Raw genomic sequence first — 20,970 nt, 5'->3', positions numbered from 1 at the left:
GTCACGAAAGATCAAGGTTAGCCAGGATTTGCGAAGGCGCTGGCAAGGCGGGTGCCGCCTCCGGGCCACCGACTCACGTGAGTCTGCGATCCGATCCGGAAGAGGAGACTGAGACCAGAAGCGCAGTGGGCCCGCACCGGTGAACGCTGCGGGCCCTCTGGCCTGCGGAGGATACGAGAATCGAACTCGTGAGGCGCTGCCCCCAACACGCTTTCCAACGGGCCACGGGGCCGTACGTCGGGGAGCAGAGGCATTCTGACCTGGGGCGGAGCTGGTAATGGCAAGGGCTTCGGACAGCGCCGGACGGGACCGATGCAACCAGAACTGCAACCAGGACTCGGCTGCGGCGGGGCTGGGTCGAGCTCCTGCGCCAGTGGTCCAGGCACTGCAGGGTGTCTACGAGCTTCGTTGCCTTCAGGCTGACCGGCGGTGTCAGCACCAGATGCTTCAAAGCCCTTGGCCAACGTCCCTGCGCGCCATCGCTTCGTGCAGTGGATCCGATCGGGCAAGCCGACGGGGCTCCCGAGACCAGTATCGTCGTCAACATGCCCGAGACACACCTCATGATCATCAGCAACCGCGATGCATTAAGCTGGGTGGTGACGGAGCAGAGGATGGCTTTTCCTGCCGGCCGCTCCAGACTCGCTCAATCAGTCAAAGAGGGCGACGAAGTCCTTCTGTATACCACTCGTGGGTGTTTCAGTAACCCCACTCGTGACCGCGGGCGTCTGATGGGCTGCGCGACTGTCGCGAGTCCAGTTCAGATTCTGCCGGAACCAATGCATCTCGGTGAACGCATCTTCCCTGAGGGGTGCACCCTGGATATCCATGCCTTGGCCGATTGGCGTGGCGGACTCGTGCTTAGCGATCTTGTCCCACAGCTAGAGGTCTTTCCCGACCCGAGCGCATGGAGCGTACGCATGCGGAGGGCTGTTCTCAAGCTCCCTGTGACCGATGCGAAGTTGCTCCGCGTCACCGTCGCACCGCTACTCCGTCCCTACCCTGTGGTGGTCGACAAGTACCGCCAGGCATGAGAAAGTCACTACTGCCTGGCGGTACCTAGATTGACCGCGGCGTTTTAGCCGAGCGGCTTCGCTACTCCAGGATGTCCAATGCCGGCAGAGAGTCGACAATTTTCACCGTGTTTACGCTCACCGTCGCAACCCGCTTGACGAGGTCGATGATGTAGCGCGGATCGTCGGACCAGTCGTTGGGGTCGTTGGTGATTTCTGATGTCTTGTCAGCCCTGATCTGGTACCGATCGATGACCCATTCAATCGCGGAGCGGGCGCCGAGCTGGTAGCGGTACACCTCTTCCGGGATGTTGGTTAGGGTTACGCGGTGGTTGTAGATGATCGTCGAACGATCTTGCCGCCCCTTCACCTTAGGGATCTTCATCTTCGAGACTCGGTACAGCTCACGCTGCGGGATGCTGGAGGCGGTCCCGGTGACGGTCTCGACGATACCTGCGTACGGCTCGGCTTGCTCGTAGTTGACGTGCAGGTCGGCGAGCCTGCGACCGGCTTGGGTGAAGGCCCTGAAGTCGCGCGCTTTGGGTATGCGGGGCAGGGACTTCTTCAGGTCAGCGGCGAAAGCAGTGCGGTAGTCGAGGGAATGGAGCAGCCCGTAGCAGTAGAAGAAAAGATCGTCCTTGGTGATCTCCGGGTCATCGTACGTTTCTCGGTAGTCCTGCAGCGCGGCGTCGGTGATGTTGTCTACACGCTCAAAACCGGCCTCTTCGCCTGCGGCGGCAAAGAGATCGTCGATGCCGCCCAGTTCACGGTAGGCGTAGCGGGAGAAGAACTGCCCATTACTGGAACCCCAGTATGCCAGGTCCGGAAGATGGTCGACTGCGTGCACCGAGAAGGGCTTGTCCGACCCCATGCCGGTCACGTAGAATCCGAGGTTCTCGTGATCCGGAGTCGGGAACATCAGCGGTAGTTTACCCGGGCGGTGATTCAAGTCCCGGTCGAAGTAGACCGCCTGCCGGCTAAAGGGTCGGTACATGCCTATAACTACGCGACCCGCGTCGTACGTTATATTCTTTCCCTGGGCCAGCTTGGAGATCAGGCTCGACGACCAACTGATTCGCCTGGGGTCGCGGTCGATGTACTTCTCTGCATCGGCTGGCCTCGAGTTCACAACACCGACCGTTTTGCAATGTGCGCTGAAGCCGGTGCGCTGCGAATTGTAGAAGTCGATCAGCGACTCTACTTTTTCACCGAGTTTCCGCTCGGAGTAGCTGTAAACCCAAGAATCCCGGTTGGTCTGAAGCCCTGGGGAGTAGACCCCAAAAATTGCAGCGTAGTCACTCTTTGAAGCCTTGTCTCCCAGCAGCCTGAATTCCTTGTACCGCTCGTCCCGCTGATTTATCCAATCGCCGTCGACGTTCGGGAGGAGTTGCTCCCACTCGACCGACTTGAGGTCCTGTGTGGTGAGAATGCGGAGCTTATCGTCTCGGCTGAGGTAGTTGCCGATGTCTCGGTAGTACAGAGCGCAGCTGGCAGTTGGATCGGCCCGCTCTCCGCCCTTGACGAGGACCAGGATGGCGACGGTGTTTCGGCTGCCAGATCCGAAGATCTTTCCGCCTTCCTTTTTGGACTGTTCGCCAGCCGTTCGCTGGTTGCCGCGCAGATTGTAGCAGTAGATCGTGTCGAATTCACTGGTGAGTGACTTGCGTAGGCCGTCTGCCGTGTTGCCGTCGATGTAACCACCGTTGGAGACGAAGGCGACGACGCCCTCGTTCTTGATGCGGTCGGAGGCCCAGCGGATGGCGCGAATGTATGAGTCGTAGAGCGAGTTCTTGTTCGTGGCCGTGGACAGGGCCGCATAAGTCTGTTGGATGCGCTCGTCCAGCGCCTCGTACTTGAGGTTCTGGTTGTCGTCGTTCGCGTTGTCCTGCCCCACCGAATACGGCGGGTTGCCAACGACAACGGTGATGTCCTGCTTCTGTTGTTTCTTCGCGCGCTCGCTGTTGCCTTCCAGGGCGTCCATTCCGTCGAGCTTCTCCATGCCCTCGGCGAGCTGGAACGTATCGGTGAGAACGATGCCTTCGAAAGGCTGGTAATCGACGCCGACGATGTCGTGGAACGCGGCCTCGATATTAATCGCGGCTATGTAGTAGGCGAGAAGAACAACCTCGTTGGCGTGGAGCTCGCTTGCGTACTTACGCCGCAGGGCCTCCGGGCGGATAAGGCCGGATTGGATAATTCGTACCGGGAAGGTGCCGGTGCCTGCGAAGGGGTCGATGACGTGGACTCCCTCATCGGAGAGCGACCGCCCGAAGTGCTTGTTGATGGCCTGTTCGGTGGAGCGGATGATGAAGTCGACAACCTCGATGGGAGTGTAGACGATACCGAGCGCGTCGGCGGTCTTGGGGAGGGCGGTCTTGAAGAACTTGTCGTACAGTTCCATGATCACTCGCTGGCGGCCCTCGTGATTGTCGAGGCCCTCGGCTCGGACGCGGACCGAGTGGTAGAAGTTTTCCAGCGTTTTGGTCTCGGCACCCATGCCCTGGTCGTCCAAGACGTCGATGATGCGCTGCATGGCCCGAGAGACCGGGTTGCGTTCCGCGAAGCCATAGTCTTTGAAGAGAGCGTCGAATACCGGCTTCGTGACGAGGTGCTGGGACAGCATGTCGATGGCGACGGCTTCGGTGACACCCGGGTTGATGTTCGCCCGGAGTTCGCCGATGAATTCCTCGAAAGCCGCCCGCTTCTCCGGCAACGCCAAGACGGCCTTGATACGGGTTACGTGCCGGTTGGCGATGCTGGCGATGTCCCTGGCCCAGTCCTCCCAGTAGTGACGCTCGCCGACCTTGTCGACGATTCGGGCGTAGATCGCCTCGCGCCAGTCGGCGACGGAGAAAAGGGCATCCTGTATCCCTTGGGCGCTTTCCGCCTGCCGACGCTTCGCGTCGTCCGCAGTGTCGGCATTGCTGGAGGCGTCGCGGTCGCCGATCGTCTCGTCGTAGGGGCCGACGCTGCCGATGCCGATCTTATTGTCGGGCCGCTTCTTGTTGAGCTCGATCTGGTTGACGGTTGCGTTGAACCGGTCGTCGTGAGCGCGCAGGGCTTGGAGGACCTGCCAGACCGTCTTGAAACGCCGGTTGTCGGCAAGTGCTTTCTCGGGCGCCATTCCGGCCGGCACCGTGACAGGCAGGATGATGTAGCCGTAGTCCTTGCCGTCCGCGCGCCGCATTACCCGTCCGACGGATTGCACCACGTCCACGACGGAGTTGCGCGGGTGCAGGAAGAGCACCGCGTCCAAGTTGGGGACATCGATGCCCTCGGACAGACAACGGGCATTGGAGAGGACGCGGGCTGTGCCCGGGCCGGGATCTTGTTTGAGCCAGCCAAGGAGCTGATTGCGTCGCAGGGCGTTGAAGGTGCCGTCCACGTGGTCGACTTCGCAGCGCAGCACGTCGTCGTCGGCACCGTCATAGGCATCGACGATGTCCTGAAACTTCTCGGCGATCCATTTGGAGTCCGCGATGCTGCGGGCGAAAGCGACAGCTCGCCTCATCGGGGCATCTTCGTCTGCGAAGCCCGATCCGTCGGCGAAGGTGCCGCGCCGCTTGGCCAGGGCGTTCCAGCACCCGATGATCTTTGCGGCGTCGTCGACATTCAGCTCGGAGCCGCCGTTGGCCAGGCTTCGCTGGATCGTCTCTGCAACGACGCCCTCGTCGACGGTGAGGATGAGCACCTTGTAGTCGGTAAGGAGGCCCTGCTCCACGGCCTGCCCGAAGCCCAGACGGTGGAACTCCGGACCGAACGTGTCTTCGTCGTCCATCGAAGCGACGGCGGCATCCGCTTTGTTCGCGGTCGCTTTGGTGTCCTCGTTGTAGATCCGAGGCGTGGCTGTCATGTACAGGCGGCGATCCGCGACAAGAAAGCTGTTGTCGTGGACGCGGACGAAATCCGATTCGTCGTGGCCAGCCAGGGTGACACCGGTCGTACGGTGGGCCTCGTCACACAGCACCAGGTCGAAGCCGGGCACACCCTGACGCTGTGCCTCCGCAACTGCCGAGAGCGACTGGTAGGTGGAGAAGACAACGGTGAGCCCAGGCTCCTCGCCTGCAATCTCGAGCCGCCGGACCAATTGACCCGCGTCAGTGGAAGCCGGTAACGCCAGATCGTGGGTAGGTAGGTCCTGGTCGTCTCCTTCCAGCGGCTGGTGCTTGCCGACCTTGGCGTCCGAGCAGACGGCAAAGGCGCGTAGGGGGGTCTCTGCCTCGTAACTCCACTCCCTGAGTGACTGGCTCAACAACGCGATGGACGGTACGAGGAACAGGACCCGGGTGTGCTCCCCTTCACCCCGCTTGGCACGTTCCTGCTGCAGCCGCTCGGCAACCTTCAGGCTGGTGAAGGTCTTGCCCGTCCCGCAGGCCATGATCATCTTGCCGCGGGCCTGCGAGGCGAAGCCCTCGAAGACGGCTTCGACGGCTCGCTGTTGGTGGGGCAGCAGCCTCTTCTGCCTGCGAAGGGTCGCCTTGATTCGATCACGGGCGGCGGGTAGTTGCCACTCGACCGGACTCGCCTCTATGTCGGCCAGCCCGAGCCGCGTCACGGGGATCTGCTGGTCGTCCAAGGCCGTCTCGGCGTTCCGGCCCCACCTGTCCGTTGTCGATATGATCAGGCGGCGGGTGAAGCCGCCCTTGCCGGAGGCAGTGAAGAAGGAGTCCAGGTCGGCCTTCTGCACCTGGTGCTGAGGCTCGTAGAACTTGCACTGTATGGCGCAGAGCCCGCCGGTCTCCCGATCCTGCGCAACCAGGTCGATACCCACGTCCCGCTTGTCGGTCTGGGCCCCCACCCAGTCGGCGAACATCCAGACGTGCGAGAACTGGCGAGTCCACTGGGGGTCGGTGCTCAGGTACTTGACCATGAGCTCCTCGAACTCCGTCCCCCGCTCCCGGTTCGACGTCGAGCTGGCGCGGATGGAGTCGAGGACCTCGTGTAAGGAAGCAGGCACTTGCGGCACTTCTTTCACTCATGTGGATATATGCGAGACGCCTAGATCGGGGCATGATTGCCTCGTTGTTCCGGCGTGTCGCCGGTTTGTTTTAGTGCTCGGATGCGATCACATGGCGGGTGCTCTGAGCGGCTGATCTGATGCTTCGTTACCGTTTTGCGTTCCATTGCATTCGTGGATTCGCAGAAATCGAACAATCGACCGACTGCGTGGCCTGGTTTAGCCTCTGAGCACGGCGATCGAAAAAGCTGATTTGCCCCGGCTCCGATGGGACAAGGAAGACGCCAGCTTCGGCAGTGGTCCAGAGGTGCCTGCCCGGGAAGCGATCCAGCCAAGTATGCAAGGCGCTCTTTCGCGAAGGCGCATCCCGCGTCCACACTGCTGAGCAGGGGCGGGAGGGGGTCTGTGGGCGAGAAGAGGCGTCGCTCGGCGGCACGTAGACGACGGGAAATTCGTCGACGTGGACTTTTCGCTGGTGGAGCCGTCCTGTTGCTGGTCTTGGCAGCGCTCTGGTCATCTGTCTGGCCTTACCTCCCGGCGGCGGTGCTGCTTGGAGGTTTCAGCGCAGGAGGCTGGTGGTTGTGGCGTACCGGCCAGGTCCATCGCAGGGCGGACCTGCGCTGGCGGCGCCAGGATGCGGTCCAGGCTGGGCATCGGACACTCGCACAGGTGGACAAGATGTCTGGCACTGAGTTCGAAGAGTTCGTAGCCTCGCTCTGCCGCCGCGATGGATGTACCGAGATTCGACGTGTAGGTGGGTCGGGCGACAATGGCGCCGATGTGCGTGGACTCCTGCCGGATGGCAGGACGGTTGTCGTCCAGTGCAAGCGCTATGCCCCCAGCAGCACCATCCCTGCCCGCGATCTACGTGATCTGCCCGGAGCCAAAACTCATTTCGGCGCCGACCTGGCCGTCTTCGTCACGACCACCCTTTTCAGCGCACAGGGTGAGGGCTTCGCTGTACAGAACGGAATTTTCGCCATCCACCGCGACCACCTTGGTCTGTGGAACAATGGTGCTTCCCTAATGTCCCCTGTGGAAGTCAACGGTGTTGGCCAAGGCGATTCACGGCACCGCTCGCGCTGGAAACAGGCGTACGGGAAGTGACGTATGCGGAACCTGGACCGCGTCCGGGGACTCCTCGCGGATTTACGGTCTTTCTGCGCACGTTGGAGGAGAGGCGATCATGGCTACGACGCAGCCCCGATGCGGAGCGCTCACCAAGGCCGGCGGCCGATGCCGGAAACTCGCGGTGAAGGGCACTTCGCGGTGCGCAGAACACCAGGGTGAATGGTCGGCCTACGAAGCGGCGAAGCGTCGGCAGGCAGCTCCCCGCAAGAAGGCGACCAAGCGCAAGAAGTAAAGCAGAGGCCGCGAGACCGGAAGTACGACCTCGCCGCGCTACTTCGAGGGCGGTTCATCCCGGATCCACCGGCTTGATTCCCGGTTGATCGTTTCGGGGTCGTGCCGGCCGTGTTGGGGCTGAGTTGCGGATTCGGGCATGGGGTGGCCGCTGGTCTGCCCAGCTCTTCCACTCTGTCCACAGGTCTCGGGCCCTTTCGGGCAGGTCGGTCAGGGAGCGTCAGAGGGCCGGTGGTGCATGCACCGTGCTGAACAGCTGGGTGAAGTCCTCGCTCCAGGGCCAGCGCTCAGGCAGGTGCAGGGTGAAGCGGCGGGCGGAGCGGGCCAGGCGGGCGGGCACGTTGATCAGGCGATCACGGATGGTGGCGGTGGTCGCCCTGGCATGGAACGCGGAGGCCAGGGCGCCAGCGGCGCGGGTCAGGTTGTGTGCCAGGGCCGCCAGGGCGAGCCACGCGGCATTGGCCTGGAAATGACCGGACGGCGCGTGGGCGAAGCCGCTGTTCTTGACATCGGCGATCACCTGCTCGACGACAGCGTGCCGGCGGTGATCACGCTCGGCATCCCTCAAGGCGAGCGGGGAGTCGGTGAACGCGGCGTGGTAGCGCCGGGTATCGAAGAGCGTGCCCTGCCCGGCGGGGACGGTACCGGCGCTCAGGCGCTTGACGCGGCGCGTGATCAGTCGGGCGGTAACCTGCTGTTTCTTCGGCTTGGAAGTGAAAGCGGTGTAGCGGATCTCGGCTATCTCGGCGTCGGAGATCGGGCACTGGCCCTCCTCGTCCCAGACCGCTTGGGGATATTTGATCGGTGTCCAGGCGTCCTCGTCGATGCGGGCGATGGTGGCTTTTACGGAGGCGTTCATCCGCATGGTGATGGAGAAGCGGGCACCCAGGGCCCGGCAGGCGTTGACAACGTCGGCGCCGTAGAACGCGGAGTCCGCCCGCAGCACCAGCAGGCCGCTGGCGCCGCAGGCGCGTGCGGTGCGGATGGTCTCAGCGACGAACGCTGCCGCCCCGCGCGCGGAGTTCGAGGGGCCCTTGCGCAGCCTGGTGGCGGCGGTCACGGGGGCGGACAGGGGTGTGGAGACGACGCCGAGCAGTGCATTCAGGCCCTTGACCTTGCTGTATCCGTATCCGGCGCCCTGTTTGGCGTAGCCGTGGGTGCGGCGGACGGTGTCGTCGATGTCCACGTAGGCGGCCTGGTCCGCGCCGGGCAACAGCGGGGTGTGACGGGCCAGTTCGTGCAGGAACCGGCGGGCCACGGCGTGCGGTTGCTTCACATGCCCGTGGGTGAAGGAGCGCAGGAACGACCCCAGCGTAGACGGGGCCCGCACTCCGGAGAACAGGCGGCCCATGGCGCCGTGCCGCAGCCGGTCCATGTCGTCGATGCTGTCGGCGCCCGCGGCCATGCCGCCCACCAGCGACATCAGTTTCGCCGCTGGGAAGGCGCCGGTGCCGTCCTTCGAATCGGGCAGCCGGACGTGCTCGCCGGCCAGCTTGGGCAGACCGCACCGCTCGGCCAGCCGCACCACCGGCTCCAGCCCGCCGTACGCGATCAGGTTCGGATCATCGAACGCGGATGAGACTGCCGCCGCGGCATGGGAAGACTGCATCTCGGAAGTGCCTTGTCGATCGTGCCTGATGTGGTCCTAGACAAACCCCATCATCGCAGGTCGCAAGGCACTTCTTCGTTTCTGGGTGAACCATCCACCAGCATCAAGCCGGTGGATCCGGGTTCAGCTGTCCAGGAGTGCTTGCAGTTCCGGTCCTGACATGCGTGCCGCGGGGGCCGCGGTGCCGTCGCGTATCGGGACTCCGTCGGCAAGCAGGATGTCCTCGGGTGTTTCCGTCCGCTGCGGGTCGGACCAGCGGAATCCGGTGCTGACTTTTCCCGCAGCGGTGAGTACGCGCCAGGGGGCCGGGCACTGGGGGCACGACGCCAGGTGGGTGCCTATCGGCACTGGATGGCTTTCCATGGCTGCGGCGATGTCGCCGTAGGCGGTCCATCGGCTTTTGGGTATGGCGGCCAGCAGGGTGTGCAGGTCGGTCCAGTCCTTGCGGGTACCGCTGACCTGGCTTCCTAGGTGTTCTGTCCACGGAGGTTGGTGACGGATCCCACGGCTTGGGGATCTTGAATGAGTGAGGGCCTTCCGGGTTCGGTGTGGATTGCGACATCGACATGGAACGATCAGAAGGCCCTCATGCCCACCGTAATGCACCCCTGACCGAGACCGGTCGTCTGCGTCTGGCCCGCTGCGTCGTGGACGACGGCTGGTCGCCGCGGCGTGCTGCCGAGCGCTTCCAGGTCTCGCCCACCACGGCCCAGCGGTGGGCAGCCCGCTACCGGGAGATGGGCGAAGCCGGGATGTCCGACCGGTCCTCACGCCCGCACCACAGCCCGCGCCGGACACCGACCCGGACCGAGCGGCGGATCATCACAGTCCGCGTCCTGCGCCGGTGGGGGCCGGCCCGCATCGCCTACCTGCTGCGACTGAACCCGGCCACCGTGCACCGCGTCCTGACCCGCTTCGGTCTCGCCCCTCTGGCCCACCTGGACCGCGCCACCGACCGGGTGATCCGCCGCTACGAACACGCCACCCCCGGCGACCTGGTGCACATCGACATCAAGAAACCCGGCAGCATCCCCGACGGAGGCGGCCACAGGCTCCTGGGCCGGCAGGCGGGCCGCAAGAACCGGGCCAAGGCCGGCATGAGCTTCCTGCACAACGCCGTCGCCGACCACTCCCGCCTCGCCTACAGCGAGATCCTCACCGACGAGAAGAAGGAGACCGCCGTCGGGTTCTGGCAACGGGCCCACGCCTACTTCACCGCAGCCGGGATCACCGTCCAGCGGGTACTGACCGACAACGGCGCCTGCTACACGTCACACCTGTGGCGCAACACCCTTGCAGCGCAGGGCATCGCACACAAGCGCACCCGCCCCTACCGGCCCCAGACCAACGGGAAGGTCGAGCGGTTCAACCGCACCCTGCTGGACGAATGGGCCTACGCAAAGCTCTACCGCAGCGAAGCCGAACGACGCGAGGCATACCCGCAGTGGCTCCACACCTACAAACACCACCGCGGACACACCGCGCTCAAAGGCCAACCACCCGCCAGCCGCGTCCCCAACCTCACGGGGCAGTACAATCACCAGCACCGTGTCCCCGAGTACCTGCGGGTTGCCGATCACCCACTCCTGCAGATGCTGCCGCTCCAGCAGCCCTTCAGCGGCAAGGCTCGTCTGCTGGGATAACGCGATGGCGGAATCATTCTACGGCGATCTGAAGAACGAGCGGGTTTTTCGCGTGATTTACCCGACCCGAGAGGACGCCCGACGGGACATCACTCGATACATCGAACTCTGGTACAATCACAAACGCCTGCACTCGGCTGTCGGATACCGCCCACCGCGAGAAGTTCACGCCGCATACATGGAGTTTCGTATAGCCGCGTGAAATAAACTGTCAGACCATTGTCCGGAAAGAGCGAGGCCCCTCACTTTCCTGCGCCCCGCTCCCGGCAGCGAGCAGGCTGGTGCCGAGAGCGGAGACCGCCGGTCAGGGCCGTTCGGGTTGGGTCGTGGCCAAGTCGTTGAGGACTGCACTGACAACCTGCCATGAGACGTTCAGGGTGTCTCGGTCAGGCGTGTGGGCCTCCCTGATCTCTGCCCGCGGATGGACGTAGTTGCGGTATTTGCGCAGTTCATGGCAGAAGCGCTCGATATCAGCTCCGATCCAGCCGGCCCGGTGACACACCTTGATGAGCACATCAAGCGTTGCCTTGTCCGGCGTGGTGGATCCAAGGACAAAGCGGTCACGTTCTTGGATCACCTGCACGAGGGCCCCCTCCAGCAGGCTGCCCAGCATGATGATCGCCGCGACATGAGCGCCGTTGGCGTAACACGTCTGGGCCTCGTCAAGGCGGCGCTGGAGAAGGTCCGCCGTCCCTGGGTCTTTGATGATGTCGGCCATTACGGCCTTGAACTCCGCCGGTGCATGTTGGCCTGGATATGCTAGGGCTGGATCACAGGCAACAAGGCGAGGCCGTCCGCCGGGGCTGTCCAGACGGAAGCCTTCATATACGAGGAACGCGTTGACGGCTGCAATCACCCCTGGCAGTTGCTTCGGTTCATCCAGGTACTCCAGCGGATCTGCGAGACGCAGCAGCACCTTCTCCAGCTCCGAGGGGTCCTCGCGTCGTTCAGTGAGGCGGGCGAGGGTCCATTCACGGCGGTATGCACCGTCGAAGTCAGGCACTTCCGCCCAGCCGGCATGCTTCAGGAATTTGGCGATCTCCCAGCCCTGACGGTAGTAAAGATGGTCACCGCAGATGACGCGAGCGATCTCCTCCAGGGTGTTGGCGTCGAGCTCTATTACGGGTCGGACCGGCTGCTGGCTCATTCCTCGCCTTCCGGGGTGTCGAGTGCGTCGGGGGCGCTGTCGGCGTTGACCTGCTCCTCAGCATCGTCCTCCAGGATGTCGTCCGCGGAGAGATCAAGTGATACCCATGCACCGCCCTGTGGACGTGAGTTCTGCGGACGCGCGTAGTCCGCTGGGTGGATCCCCTGCCGTTCCAGCTCTTCCCAGAGGCCGGCCAGTGCGGCGTCCGTATCGAAGCGGAACTCGCTTTCTCGGACCCTCCAGAATTTCCACCCGGCACGTTGCAGTTCACGTTCACGTTGCTGATCCCGCCGGATCTGCTCTGGCGTCGAGTGGTAGTAGTCCCCGTCACATTCCACGGCCAGCCGTCCGCGTGGCCCAATGACCACCAAGTCGATGCGTTTCTCACCGGCGGGGAATTGCGGGATGACGTAGTAACCCCGCTCTTTCAGACGCAGATACACCTGCTGCTCGAAGAGTGAGTCAAAAGGAGCGGTCAGCACGTCGGCCGCCACGGGCCCGATCCTGTTGTCAGCGGCCAATGCCTCTGGAGGATTCTCCATGTACGTCAGAAGGTTGAGTCGCAGGTCACCCGATTTGAGATGACCGCGATGGACGGAGTAGAAGAGGCGCATCTGGTCCTGCGCGCGGCTGGCGGCGACGTTATACGCCTGCCGCTCACTGCGCTGGCCTCCGGTGATACGGGCCGGTTCGGTGACCACCATCGACAGCATGATTACGTGCCGCTCGTCACCTTGGAACGAGGCGGGGTTGCCGACACGGATCGCGTGGCGCTCGCGCACCGTCGCAGGGAGCCGCTGCTTGATGAGGTCGTCGAGAAGTCTGATCTGTCCCTGTCCTTGAAGGACGATCACGCCCATGCTCTTGTCCCGGTAGGCCGGGTCCTTGACCATCTCCGCCAAGCAGTCCACGATCGCTTCCGCCTCCTTGGGGTTGCGGAGACGGCCCTCGCGACCCTCGGTCACAGCTCCCTCGACGAAGTGCGTCAGCAGTGGTTGAAGACGCTCCCCACCGAACTGGCGCAGCGGTACGAGCTTGTCGTCGTAAAAGGTCTTCGACGACCAGGCGATGATCTCAGGCATGCACCGGAAGTGTTCTCCGAGCCGGATGACCTCTGGGAAGAAGGTGGATAGCAACTGGTACAGATTGGTGTGCGGGGTGTACAGCTGACGCAGCGAGAGCGGAACTTCCGGCAGATGCGCCGTGAGCCGGTCCTGGATGGCCTGAGTGCGCCCCATGCCGGACAACGACGGCGCGCATTGCTTGTCGTCGCCGACCACGATGACGCGCGGTGCCAGCCACAGCAAAAAGAGGGCGTCCATCCCGGCCTGACTGGCTTCATCGACGATAACCACGTCAAACGCGTCACGCTTGGCTTGGACCATCTCGGCTACTTGGCCGATCGGCGTGACCCACGCCGGCACCGCCTCCATGGCTTTTTGCATCGCCTCGCGCGCCGCCGCTTTGAACATACCGGCATGCCGGCCCTTCCCCTTCCCGTACGAGGACATGTGGGAGCGGTACGCCTGTAGGCTGGACCGCTGGGCCTGGGTCATGCGCTCAAGGCAGTGCAAACGCCCCATCAATCCGGCGAGGTCACCAGTCAGCCGCTCCAGCCGCTCCTCCTGTTCGACCAGCTCCCCCTCAATCCGCTGCTCCAGACCGGGAGTACGCCGTCGTCGCACGAAAGAAGCCGCCCGCGCCCAGGCCCACGCCTCACCGAATTCGCCCAGCCGTGAATCCCATTCCGGTTCGCCATAGTGCTCAGCCAGGAGTGCGGCCAGGACCGGGTGCGCGCTCCGTAGAACATCCAGCAGCTCGGAGCACCGCCGCGTGCGGTGCTCGCGGTCATACGCCGAGGCCAGACCATCGAACTCTTTAGCATACCGTTCAACATCCCCCTCGCGGATGGCTTGAGCCACTGCCAGCGCCTCGGAAGCAGGGTGCGTGCCCTCCACGGGCGTGCGTAGCCGTTCCTCCCAGGCCGAGAGCCGGGCCATTGCTTCGTCGGCCGTACGCCGTCCGTCGAGGGCGGTCACCGCGTCGGCGAAGTGCTGCCAGCTATCGCGGGAGGTCAGGGCGATATGTACTCCCTCGCTGACGAGGAGTTTGTCCATCTGCTCTCGCGAAGTCCCGAACGTGTCGATCTGCGCCAACTGCTCATAGCGCTCGGCGAGTACTGCCAAGCCCACTTCGATAGGGCCATCGGGTAGCGACGCGCCGACCTGTTCCCAACGTCCAGCCACGGTCGTGATGACAGTGTGTGCCTGCAGGTGCGCGAGGACCGCGTCAAGTTCTTCCGGAGTTGTCGGAGGCCGCCCATCGACTGTGCAGCTGTCCAGTAGTTCCTGAGCCTCCTTCTGGACCCTGGAGAGCAACCGGGTACGGAGTTTTCGGCCGCCTGCCAAATGATTTCTCAGGGCGCTGCCCGACCTGACCATCTGTCCTGCGCCGTCCTTGGAGAGACCATCGGGGAGTGAGACATCTCTCAATCCCAGACTGTCGACGCCGCGCCTGACAGATGCGAGTTCCGACGCGCCGGCGGCCACGCGCTGCCACAGCAGCACATTGCGACGGGCCAGTCTGTCCTCTAGCGCTTGTGTGATCCAGAGCCCGCTGCCCCACTGCGCCGGTGCCGCAGGTACGCCAAGATTGTGCAGCGCGGTTCGGCACTCGCTCAACGCTTTTGTCAGTTGATCGGTGACAGAGACGTCCAGACCAGCCAGAACATCCCTGGTGGTTACGACTTCCCTGGACAGCCCGTCGCCTGTCAGTCTGGAGGCGGCCAGGGTCTCGGCGACCTCGTGTGCGGACGGCAACTCGTCTGGCACGGGCAGAGCGCCGCCCGCCCGGATCTGCCCCAGCTCTTCACGTAGCAAAGTAAGCAGTTCCTCGGCCTGCACCGAAGACAGGGGCGGGGTGACACCGGAACCATCGGGCAGAGTTCCCATCCACCCGTATTGGGGCTCTCTGTCCTGCACACGCTGCACGATGGCCGCCAGAGTGCCTTCATAGCCGGGCGCTACACCTTCATGGTGACGGGTCTCAGCCTCACGTAGTTCGATTACTTCGCCCGTCAGGGTGGCGATCCGTGCACGCACACCGTCGCGCTGCGTGGACAGGATATCGATCTCCCCACGCAGGCTTCCGATGTCGCTGGCAGCTACTTGGTCCGTCAAGGCGTTGATGGTGCGTTCCAGTTCGCTGGTGCCGTCCTGGCGCGTGGAACTCAGCAGCAGAACGCACAGGTCACGAACAGAAGGCGGAAGTTTGTCCCGCAGGACTGTCAACGGCTGATCGCGGGCACTCGTAACTAGGACTCGCTGTCCTTGCGCAAGTAGTGCCGAGACGAGGTTGGCGATCGTGTGGGTCTTGCCAGTGCCGGGCGGCCCCTGCACCACCACACCGGTATCCCGCTCAAGACGTCGAAGGACGTCACGCTGCTGCGCGTTGGTCTTCAAAGGGAAGAGCGGGTCGTCGCCGAACAGTGGCGGCTTCTCATCACTGGTCCACTGTGCGCGCTCTTCGGCGTCCAGCGTCAGCACCAACTGCGCCAGCCCGAGGGGGGCGTGTTCTTCCGTTGCCACGCTGGCGGCGATCTGCTCGTAGCAGCGAAGCAGCGCGTTGCGATCCCGGGGACGCAGGATCAACGCAGGCGCATACGTCAGTTGTGCCGCCGCTTCCGGCTCACCCGGCGGTACCCACTCCGCACTGAACGCTGTCGGCCGCGACAGCGCCCGCTCCTGCCACTGCGGCAACTGTTCAAGCACCACGTCACTCAGCGGATGCGGCGAGCGGGCCTCCAGGTCTTCGGCAACAGCGGTCGACCTCTCGGGATCCCAACCGTCATCGCTGTCCAGGAAGTCCCGATCCTCAACCCGAAGAGAGCTCTCCGAGGCGAGACGCACAGTCAGCCGTGCTGTGCGGCGCTCAACCGCCGTTTCCACACGGCGGGTCAGCAAATGCCGGTGGACCGATTCACCATTCGGGTCCTTCCAGGTCAGCAACCCGACAGCGAGTACCAGCTCTTGCTGGTCATCCTGCTGGGAGAGCAGCTGATGCCAACGGTAGAGGAACTCGTACTGGTCGCGCAGGGTACGGTCTGCCCGTTCCCGATGTGCCCATCGCCGCCATCGCTGCAGCCAGGAGCCGTAAGCACGTAAGACCTCGGCCGCGTCTTCGCGCTGGACCGTGCGTTCCTCCCACCACGTACGACCATCCGCGTCGCTTTCCCGCTTCTTCCCCGGGCCCTCTTCCGCCAGCGGCGGATCTCCACCGTCCGCGAGCTCGACCCGGTCCGGCGCCACCCAGCCCTCCAGAACTTCCGGCAGGGGCGGTGGAACTGCCCTCGGCACGTGATCGAGGGTGACCAACAGCCCATCCTGCCGATCTGTCGGCCGGCGTACGCCTTCCGGGAGCTGCGCCAACCACAAATGCTCGCGGGACCGGACCCGGTCATCACGAATCTGCTGCGTGCTGTTCTGTACCACCTCGCGAAGAAAATTTACCAGGCCTGTCGCAGCCGCGATGACCTCCGGGTCACCTGCGTGCCGCTTTCGAACGTCCACCGTTCTCCCCTCGGTTGGTGACGAACGTTCCAGGATGGGATAGCAGCGCGGACAGCACTGCACGAGGGAAGAAAATGGCTATTTCGGCACTCTTGAGTGGCTTGATATGTGCGGTATGGCAACTGCGGTGCTGTTACCGCCAGGTGCCCGCTGCGACGGCTAGTACTACAGGGTTAGATCTGGATCATGGAGTGGTGGAAAACTATGGCTGTGGTGACGACACAGCCTCATGATCCAGGTCATTTGTCGGATGCTGTCAGTCACGGCAGCTGTAGTTCCTTGATCGGTGGGTCATCGTTGCTGGTCAAGCGGTTGCTGCGGCGGTGATGTTGTTCCAGCGGCGGTGGGCTTCGGCGGCCTGGTGCTGGTGGTGGCGGCGCCAGGCAGACCAGTGCAGGACGTGCTCGCGGTCGCGTCGGGGGCTGGGCAGAGCGGTGATCCGCAGCAACCGCAGGATCTCGCGGACGCTGGGCGGGATGAGCCGGTGGCCCGGGGGTGCCGCGATGGTGGTGCGGGCGTGAGTGACGGCGAGGACGGCGGTGGCGGGCATGCTGATCAGGGTCCAGCGCATCCAGGAGTTCCAGCTGGTCGTCTGGCCCTGGTCCAGGCCGGCTACTCCCTTGGCGAGCTGGAAGTCCTTCTCGACCCGCCGCCTGCGGCACACCACATCCACGAGACTCGCCAGGGCGACGGGGGCGACGGAGTGGCAGCGGTAGAAGGACAGTTCGCGGGTGTAGCGGTGGCGGCGGACCAGCACGACGGAGTGCCCGGCATCCTGGCCGCCGGGGGTGTCGCGGCCGTCGGGCGTGTCGTTGCTGCGGATGTCGAGCATGGCCCAGTCGTAGTGGCGATCGCCCTTGGGGCTGTGGCCGGTGCGCATGCGCATCCAGTTCCGTTTCGGGACGCGGGCGGCGAGTTCGGTCACGGTCAGGCGGCCGACGGCGGTGTCCACGCGGTGGTCGGCGCGGACGGCCAAGACGTAGTCGAAGCCGAGCGTTTGCGCGGTGCGGCGAAGTTCAAGGCCTCCGTAGACCTCGTCGCCGGCCAGCCACCGGGCCGGTATGCCCAGGGCACGGACGCGCTGGAGCATAGCGGCGGCCAGTTGTGGCTTGGTGGCGAACTCGATGTCGTCCGGAACGCCGGTCAGCAGACGGCGTTCTTCGTCGGCGGCCCAGTCCGCCCCGAGGCAGAGGGCGCGGTCGATCGGGGCGTGTCCACGGGCGGTGGCGTAGGTGAGGTGGACGGCGACTTGGCACAAACCGATCCCGCCCAGGGCTCCGGAGTACTGCCTGGCCGCCCCGACGCAGTCGGCCGAGGACTTCTCGTCGCCGGTCTCGTCCACCACCAGCACCGCCTGGCCGTCGGCGAGTTCGCCGGCGGTCCACATCGCGATCCGGTCTCGGGCGGTGTCGTGGTCGACGCCCGCGCGGGACAGGAAGTGCTGCAGCCGGTGGGTGCCGGAGTGTCCGAGTGCCTCGGCCAGAGTCCAGCAGTTACGGGTGTCCTGCTCCATCAGCATCGCCTCGCACATCTCCCGGGCCGGAGCGCGGGGTTCACGGCGTCCGAAACAGTCCGTGATCCGGCCGGTCACCGCCCCAAGCGCAGCCGTCCACTCCCGCTCGGCTATCGTGGCCTCCACGGCCACCTGCTCTTGATACGTCGTCACAAACGTTCATGATCACGGTGGCCGTACCCATGCCCGCAGCCACCCCGGCCCGCTGACCAGCTACGAAGCCCTACCGGCCGGAACCACAGCCGCCGTGACTGATCGTCGACCCCACCGGATTCGCGAAGAAGGGCACCAGATCCGCCGGGGTCCAGCGGCAGTATTCCGGCACTCTCGGGCGTATCGACAATTGTCAGACCGGGACGTTTCTGGCCTACGCCAACCGCCGTGGCGACCGGGTGCTGATCGACAGGGAACTCTACCTGCCCAACGATTCCCGGGCTGCCGATCCCGAACGCCGCCGGGAGGCCGGGATCCCGGACGAGGTGGCCTTCCGTACCCGTCCGCAGCAGGCGCAGGCCATGATCGAGCGCGCTGTCGCGGCCGGGGTGCCGTTCTCGTGGTTCACCGCGGACGAGGAGTTCGGCCAGAACAGAATCCTGCGTGAGCACCTTGAAGCAGCGGGCATTGCCTACTGTATGGCCGTCCCAAAATCCACCGACGTGAACACCGCGGGCATCACCACCAACCCCGGCACTCCGACCCGGCTGGACAGCCTGGCATCACACCTACGGCCGGCGCACTTCTCCCGGCATGCCTGCGGGATCGGTGCGAAAGGATTCCGTACCTACGACTGGGCCGTGATCGCCGGACGGGACGGGCGCCAGTATGTCGTCCGCCGCAGTATCGCGGACGGAGCGACCGCCTACTTCCACTGCTACAACCCGCGCTGGGAACCGCTGTCGGAACTGGTGGCTGTCATCGGACTGCGCTGGCCGGTCGAGGAGTGTTTCGACGCGGCAAAGCAGCAGGCCGGGCTGGAAAACTACCAGGTACGCACATACAACGCCTGGTATCACCATATCACCATGGCCATGGTGGCACTGGCGTTCTTGGCCGCGATGGCCCGAACTCCACAAAAGTGGGCTCTTCAGGCCTGGGCGGTGACCGCGAGCCGCGAACACAGCGGCTCGCGCGCCTGACCATCGCCGAGGTCCGGCGGCTGTTCAACCTGATCGGCTCGACTCGCACCGCCATCAACCAGGGACTCCGCTGGTCAATCTGGCGACGTGCGCATCAGGCGGAAGCACGGCGGCACCATTTCCGAAGGCGGCTACGGCTCCAGATGATCCAGATCTAGCCCTGTAGTACTAGGGGTCAAGAACGTCACCGGCCCCGAGGTGATGGGTCCGGATCCCTGGCCACGTACGTACCGATGTACTACTCGGCTTTCCACCACGCACCACTGCGGATTGACGTCGAACAGGCATAGGTGATCGTGCACGACGCGGTCGCATACGCACACAGCCTCGGTTTCGATCCGGCCGGTGACCTCGCAGACGCTGCTGTGCACCTGGGCGCAGCGCCCGGCGACCGGACTGCCATCGGCTTCGGCAAAGACGGCAAACCATTCGACATCTCCGGCCCCTACGATGACCCGCGCAAAGTGGTCCAGACCCTGGAGCGCACCCGAGGCAAGGGCAACTACCATTACATCGCCCATCTGTAGGAGCGGGCCGAAGCGGAACAAGACGCGGGGACAGATGCAGTGGCGCAGGGGCAGGTTGAGGAACCAACGGTCCGGTGCACCGAGCACGAGGCGCAATCCAATCTCCTCGCCGTGCTGCGCCTGTGCGCGGCAGGGAAGTTGCGGTGCAGCGAAAAGACCCGCCGCCCCGGTGCCGCCACTGTCGCTGTGATCGGTGACGTCCTGGCCGGCGGTGACTTCTACCCGGACGAAGCGATCTCCGCCTTCGCCTGGCCGATGCTGCTCCAGGCAGGCGGTCTCGCAGAGCTCACCGGCGGCCGACTCGCGCCGACCGCGCGCGGCCGGGCCGCACTGACCAGGCCGCCGCACCTGACCGTCGCCCAGCTCTGGCAGCGCTGGCTGAACAACAGCCTCCTGGACGAGTTCTCCCGCGTAGAGGAGATCAAGGGCCAGCGCGCGGCGAACGTCCTGACCGCGGCCAAAGCGCGCCGCAAGATCGTCGGTCAGGCGCTGGCCAGCCTCACACCCGACGCATGGACCTCCGTCGACGGCCTGTTCACGCAGATGCGCACGGCCGGACTCAATCCCGTCGTCCACCGCAGCGAACGCGCCCTGTGGAAGCTGTATCTGCGGGATCCCGAATACGGCAGTCTCGGCTACGACGGTTACCACGGCTGGTCCCTCCTCCAGGGCCGGTACACTCTGGCGGTGCTCTTCGAGTACGCCGCCACGCTCGGCCTCATCGGCATCGAGTACGTCCCCCCGGCGGGCGCCCGCGACGACTACCGCGACAACTGGGGCGGCGACGACCTCGACCGGCTCAGCCGCTACGACGGCCTGACCGCAACCCGCCTCAACGCGCTTGGCGCCTACGCCGTCGATCGCACCGGCGACTACGCACCCGCGTCGATACCAGCGCCGGCCGTCCCGACGGGCAAGGTCACTGTCCCGGCGAACTTCGACATCGTCGCCCTCGATGGACTGCCCTCCGCCGAAACAGTCCTCCTGGACGGCTTCGCCGACCGGACATCCGACCGCGTTTGGACTCTGACCACCGCATCCCTCATCCATGCCCTCAATGGCGGGCACACCCTCGACGAACTCTGTGGCTACCTGAACCGAGCCACCTCGCGTCCCCTGCCCCAGACCGTCACCACCCTGCTCGACGACACCGGCCGCCGCACCGGCCGAATCCGCGACACAGGGCAGACCCATCTCATTGAGTGCGCAGACGAGGCACTGGCGGTCCTCATCATCAGCGACCGCCGCCTGCGCGCGCTGTGTACCCGAATCGGCGAACGCCACCTCGCGGTCTCCCCCGACCGCCTGTCGGCGTTCCGCAAGGCCGTCCTGGCTCTGGGCTACCCACTGAGGTTTTCGCAGCGAAATGATCTTCGCGAAACGTCGTGAACCGCGCGCCTGTGGGCGGATCGGACGAACCCATACCGGCCGTGGGCAGACGTAAAGCCCCTGGTAGGACAGGTCTCACCACAAGATCTTGTCCGAACCACCAGAG

At 64.6% G+C, this 20,970-nt stretch carries 10 protein-coding genes and 2 pseudogenes; 7 read left to right on the top strand and 5 right to left on the bottom strand.

The window, feature by feature from the left end; translation table 11 throughout:
• The first annotated feature begins 545 nt into the window (after positions 1-545).
• On the top strand, positions 546-1,034 hold the full coding sequence (locus RLT57_RS13255; protein WP_311297589.1) for a hypothetical protein: 489 nt from the start codon (positions 546-548) through the stop codon (positions 1,032-1,034).
• 61 nt (positions 1,035-1,095) lie between these two features.
• On the opposite strand, the gene RLT57_RS13250 is transcribed toward RLT57_RS13255, so the two are convergent.
• Positions 1,096-5,883, bottom strand: coding sequence for a DEAD/DEAH box helicase (locus tag RLT57_RS13250; RefSeq protein WP_311297588.1), 4,788 nt, complete (start codon positions 5,881-5,883; stop codon positions 1,096-1,098).
• 765 nt (positions 5,884-6,648) lie between these two features.
• On the opposite strand from RLT57_RS13250, the gene RLT57_RS13245 reads away from it, so the two are divergent.
• Positions 6,649-7,077: a restriction endonuclease gene (locus RLT57_RS13245; RefSeq protein WP_311300700.1), complete on the top strand. Its 429-nt coding sequence runs from the start codon at positions 6,649-6,651 to the stop codon at positions 7,075-7,077.
• A gap of 475 nt (positions 7,078-7,552) precedes the next feature.
• On the opposite strand, the gene RLT57_RS13240 is transcribed toward RLT57_RS13245, so the two are convergent.
• A complete protein-coding gene (locus tag RLT57_RS13240) occupies positions 7,553-8,941 on the bottom strand; it encodes an IS1380 family transposase (protein WP_311297587.1) in 1,389 nt (462 codons plus the stop codon).
• 566 nt (positions 8,942-9,507) lie between these two features.
• Here RLT57_RS13240 and RLT57_RS13235 point away from each other — a divergent pair.
• Together RLT57_RS13235 and RLT57_RS13230 are read left to right on the top strand one after the other, a co-directional pair.
• Positions 9,508-10,476: pseudogene (locus RLT57_RS13235) on the top strand (IS481 family transposase); the annotation flags it as partial.
• A 112-nt stretch (positions 10,477-10,588) separates the two neighbouring features.
• Complete coding sequence (locus tag RLT57_RS13230) at positions 10,589-10,786, top strand: integrase core domain-containing protein (RefSeq protein ID WP_399128586.1); 198 nt, start codon at positions 10,589-10,591, stop codon at positions 10,784-10,786.
• Between the two features lie 102 nt (positions 10,787-10,888).
• Here RLT57_RS13230 and RLT57_RS13225 read toward each other — a convergent pair whose 3' ends face one another.
• From RLT57_RS13225 to RLT57_RS13215, 3 genes are all read right to left on the bottom strand, one after another.
• Positions 10,889-11,731: a hypothetical protein gene (locus RLT57_RS13225; protein WP_311297586.1), complete on the bottom strand. Its 843-nt coding sequence runs from the start codon at positions 11,729-11,731 to the stop codon at positions 10,889-10,891.
• Complete coding sequence (locus RLT57_RS13220) at positions 11,728-16,299, bottom strand: AAA domain-containing protein (RefSeq protein WP_311297585.1); 4,572 nt, start codon at positions 16,297-16,299, stop codon at positions 11,728-11,730. Before RLT57_RS13220 ends, RLT57_RS13225 begins: the two co-directional genes overlap by 4 nt.
• Before the next feature lie 304 nt (positions 16,300-16,603).
• On the bottom strand, positions 16,604-17,965 hold the full coding sequence (locus RLT57_RS13215; RefSeq protein ID WP_311297584.1) for an IS701 family transposase: 1,362 nt from the start codon (positions 17,963-17,965) through the stop codon (positions 16,604-16,606).
• Between the two features lie 98 nt (positions 17,966-18,063).
• Here RLT57_RS13215 and RLT57_RS13210 point away from each other — a divergent pair.
• The 3 genes and pseudogenes from RLT57_RS13210 to RLT57_RS13200 all read left to right on the top strand — a co-directional run.
• Positions 18,064-18,948, top strand: a pseudogene (locus RLT57_RS13210) (IS701 family transposase); the annotation flags it as partial.
• 290 nt (positions 18,949-19,238) lie between these two features.
• Positions 19,239-19,475, top strand: coding sequence for a hypothetical protein (locus RLT57_RS13205; RefSeq protein WP_311297583.1), 237 nt, complete (start codon positions 19,239-19,241; stop codon positions 19,473-19,475).
• 39 nt (positions 19,476-19,514) lie between these two features.
• Positions 19,515-20,864: a helicase-associated domain-containing protein gene (locus RLT57_RS13200; RefSeq protein ID WP_311297582.1), complete on the top strand. Its 1,350-nt coding sequence runs from the start codon at positions 19,515-19,517 to the stop codon at positions 20,862-20,864.
• Positions 20,865-20,970 lie beyond the last annotated feature (106 nt).

The sequence above is a fragment of the Streptomyces sp. ITFR-21 genome (assembly GCF_031844685.1).
Classification (GTDB): Bacteria; Actinomycetota; Actinomycetes; order Streptomycetales; family Streptomycetaceae; genus Actinacidiphila.
Note: the sequence above shows the minus strand (reverse complement) of the source record. Positions and strands in the feature narration are given on the sequence as shown.

Excerpts from the sequence above, each read along its gene's own strand:
- RLT57_RS13255 (WP_311297589.1), top strand. The coding sequence starts at position 546 with ATGCCCGAGACACACCTCATGATCATCAGCAACCGCGATGCATTAAGC.
- RLT57_RS13250 (WP_311297588.1), bottom strand. The coding sequence starts at position 5,883 with ATGGTCAAGTACCTGAGCACCGACCCCCAGTGGACTCGCCAGTTCTCG.
- RLT57_RS13245 (WP_311300700.1), top strand. The coding sequence starts at position 6,649 with ATGTCTGGCACTGAGTTCGAAGAGTTCGTAGCCTCGCTCTGCCGCCGC.
- RLT57_RS13240 (WP_311297587.1), bottom strand. The coding sequence starts at position 8,941 with ATGCAGTCTTCCCATGCCGCGGCGGCAGTCTCATCCGCGTTCGATGAT.
- RLT57_RS13230 (WP_399128586.1), top strand. The coding sequence starts at position 10,589 with ATGGCGGAATCATTCTACGGCGATCTGAAGAACGAGCGGGTTTTTCGC.
- RLT57_RS13225 (WP_311297586.1), bottom strand. The coding sequence starts at position 11,731 with ATGAGCCAGCAGCCGGTCCGACCCGTAATAGAGCTCGACGCCAACACC.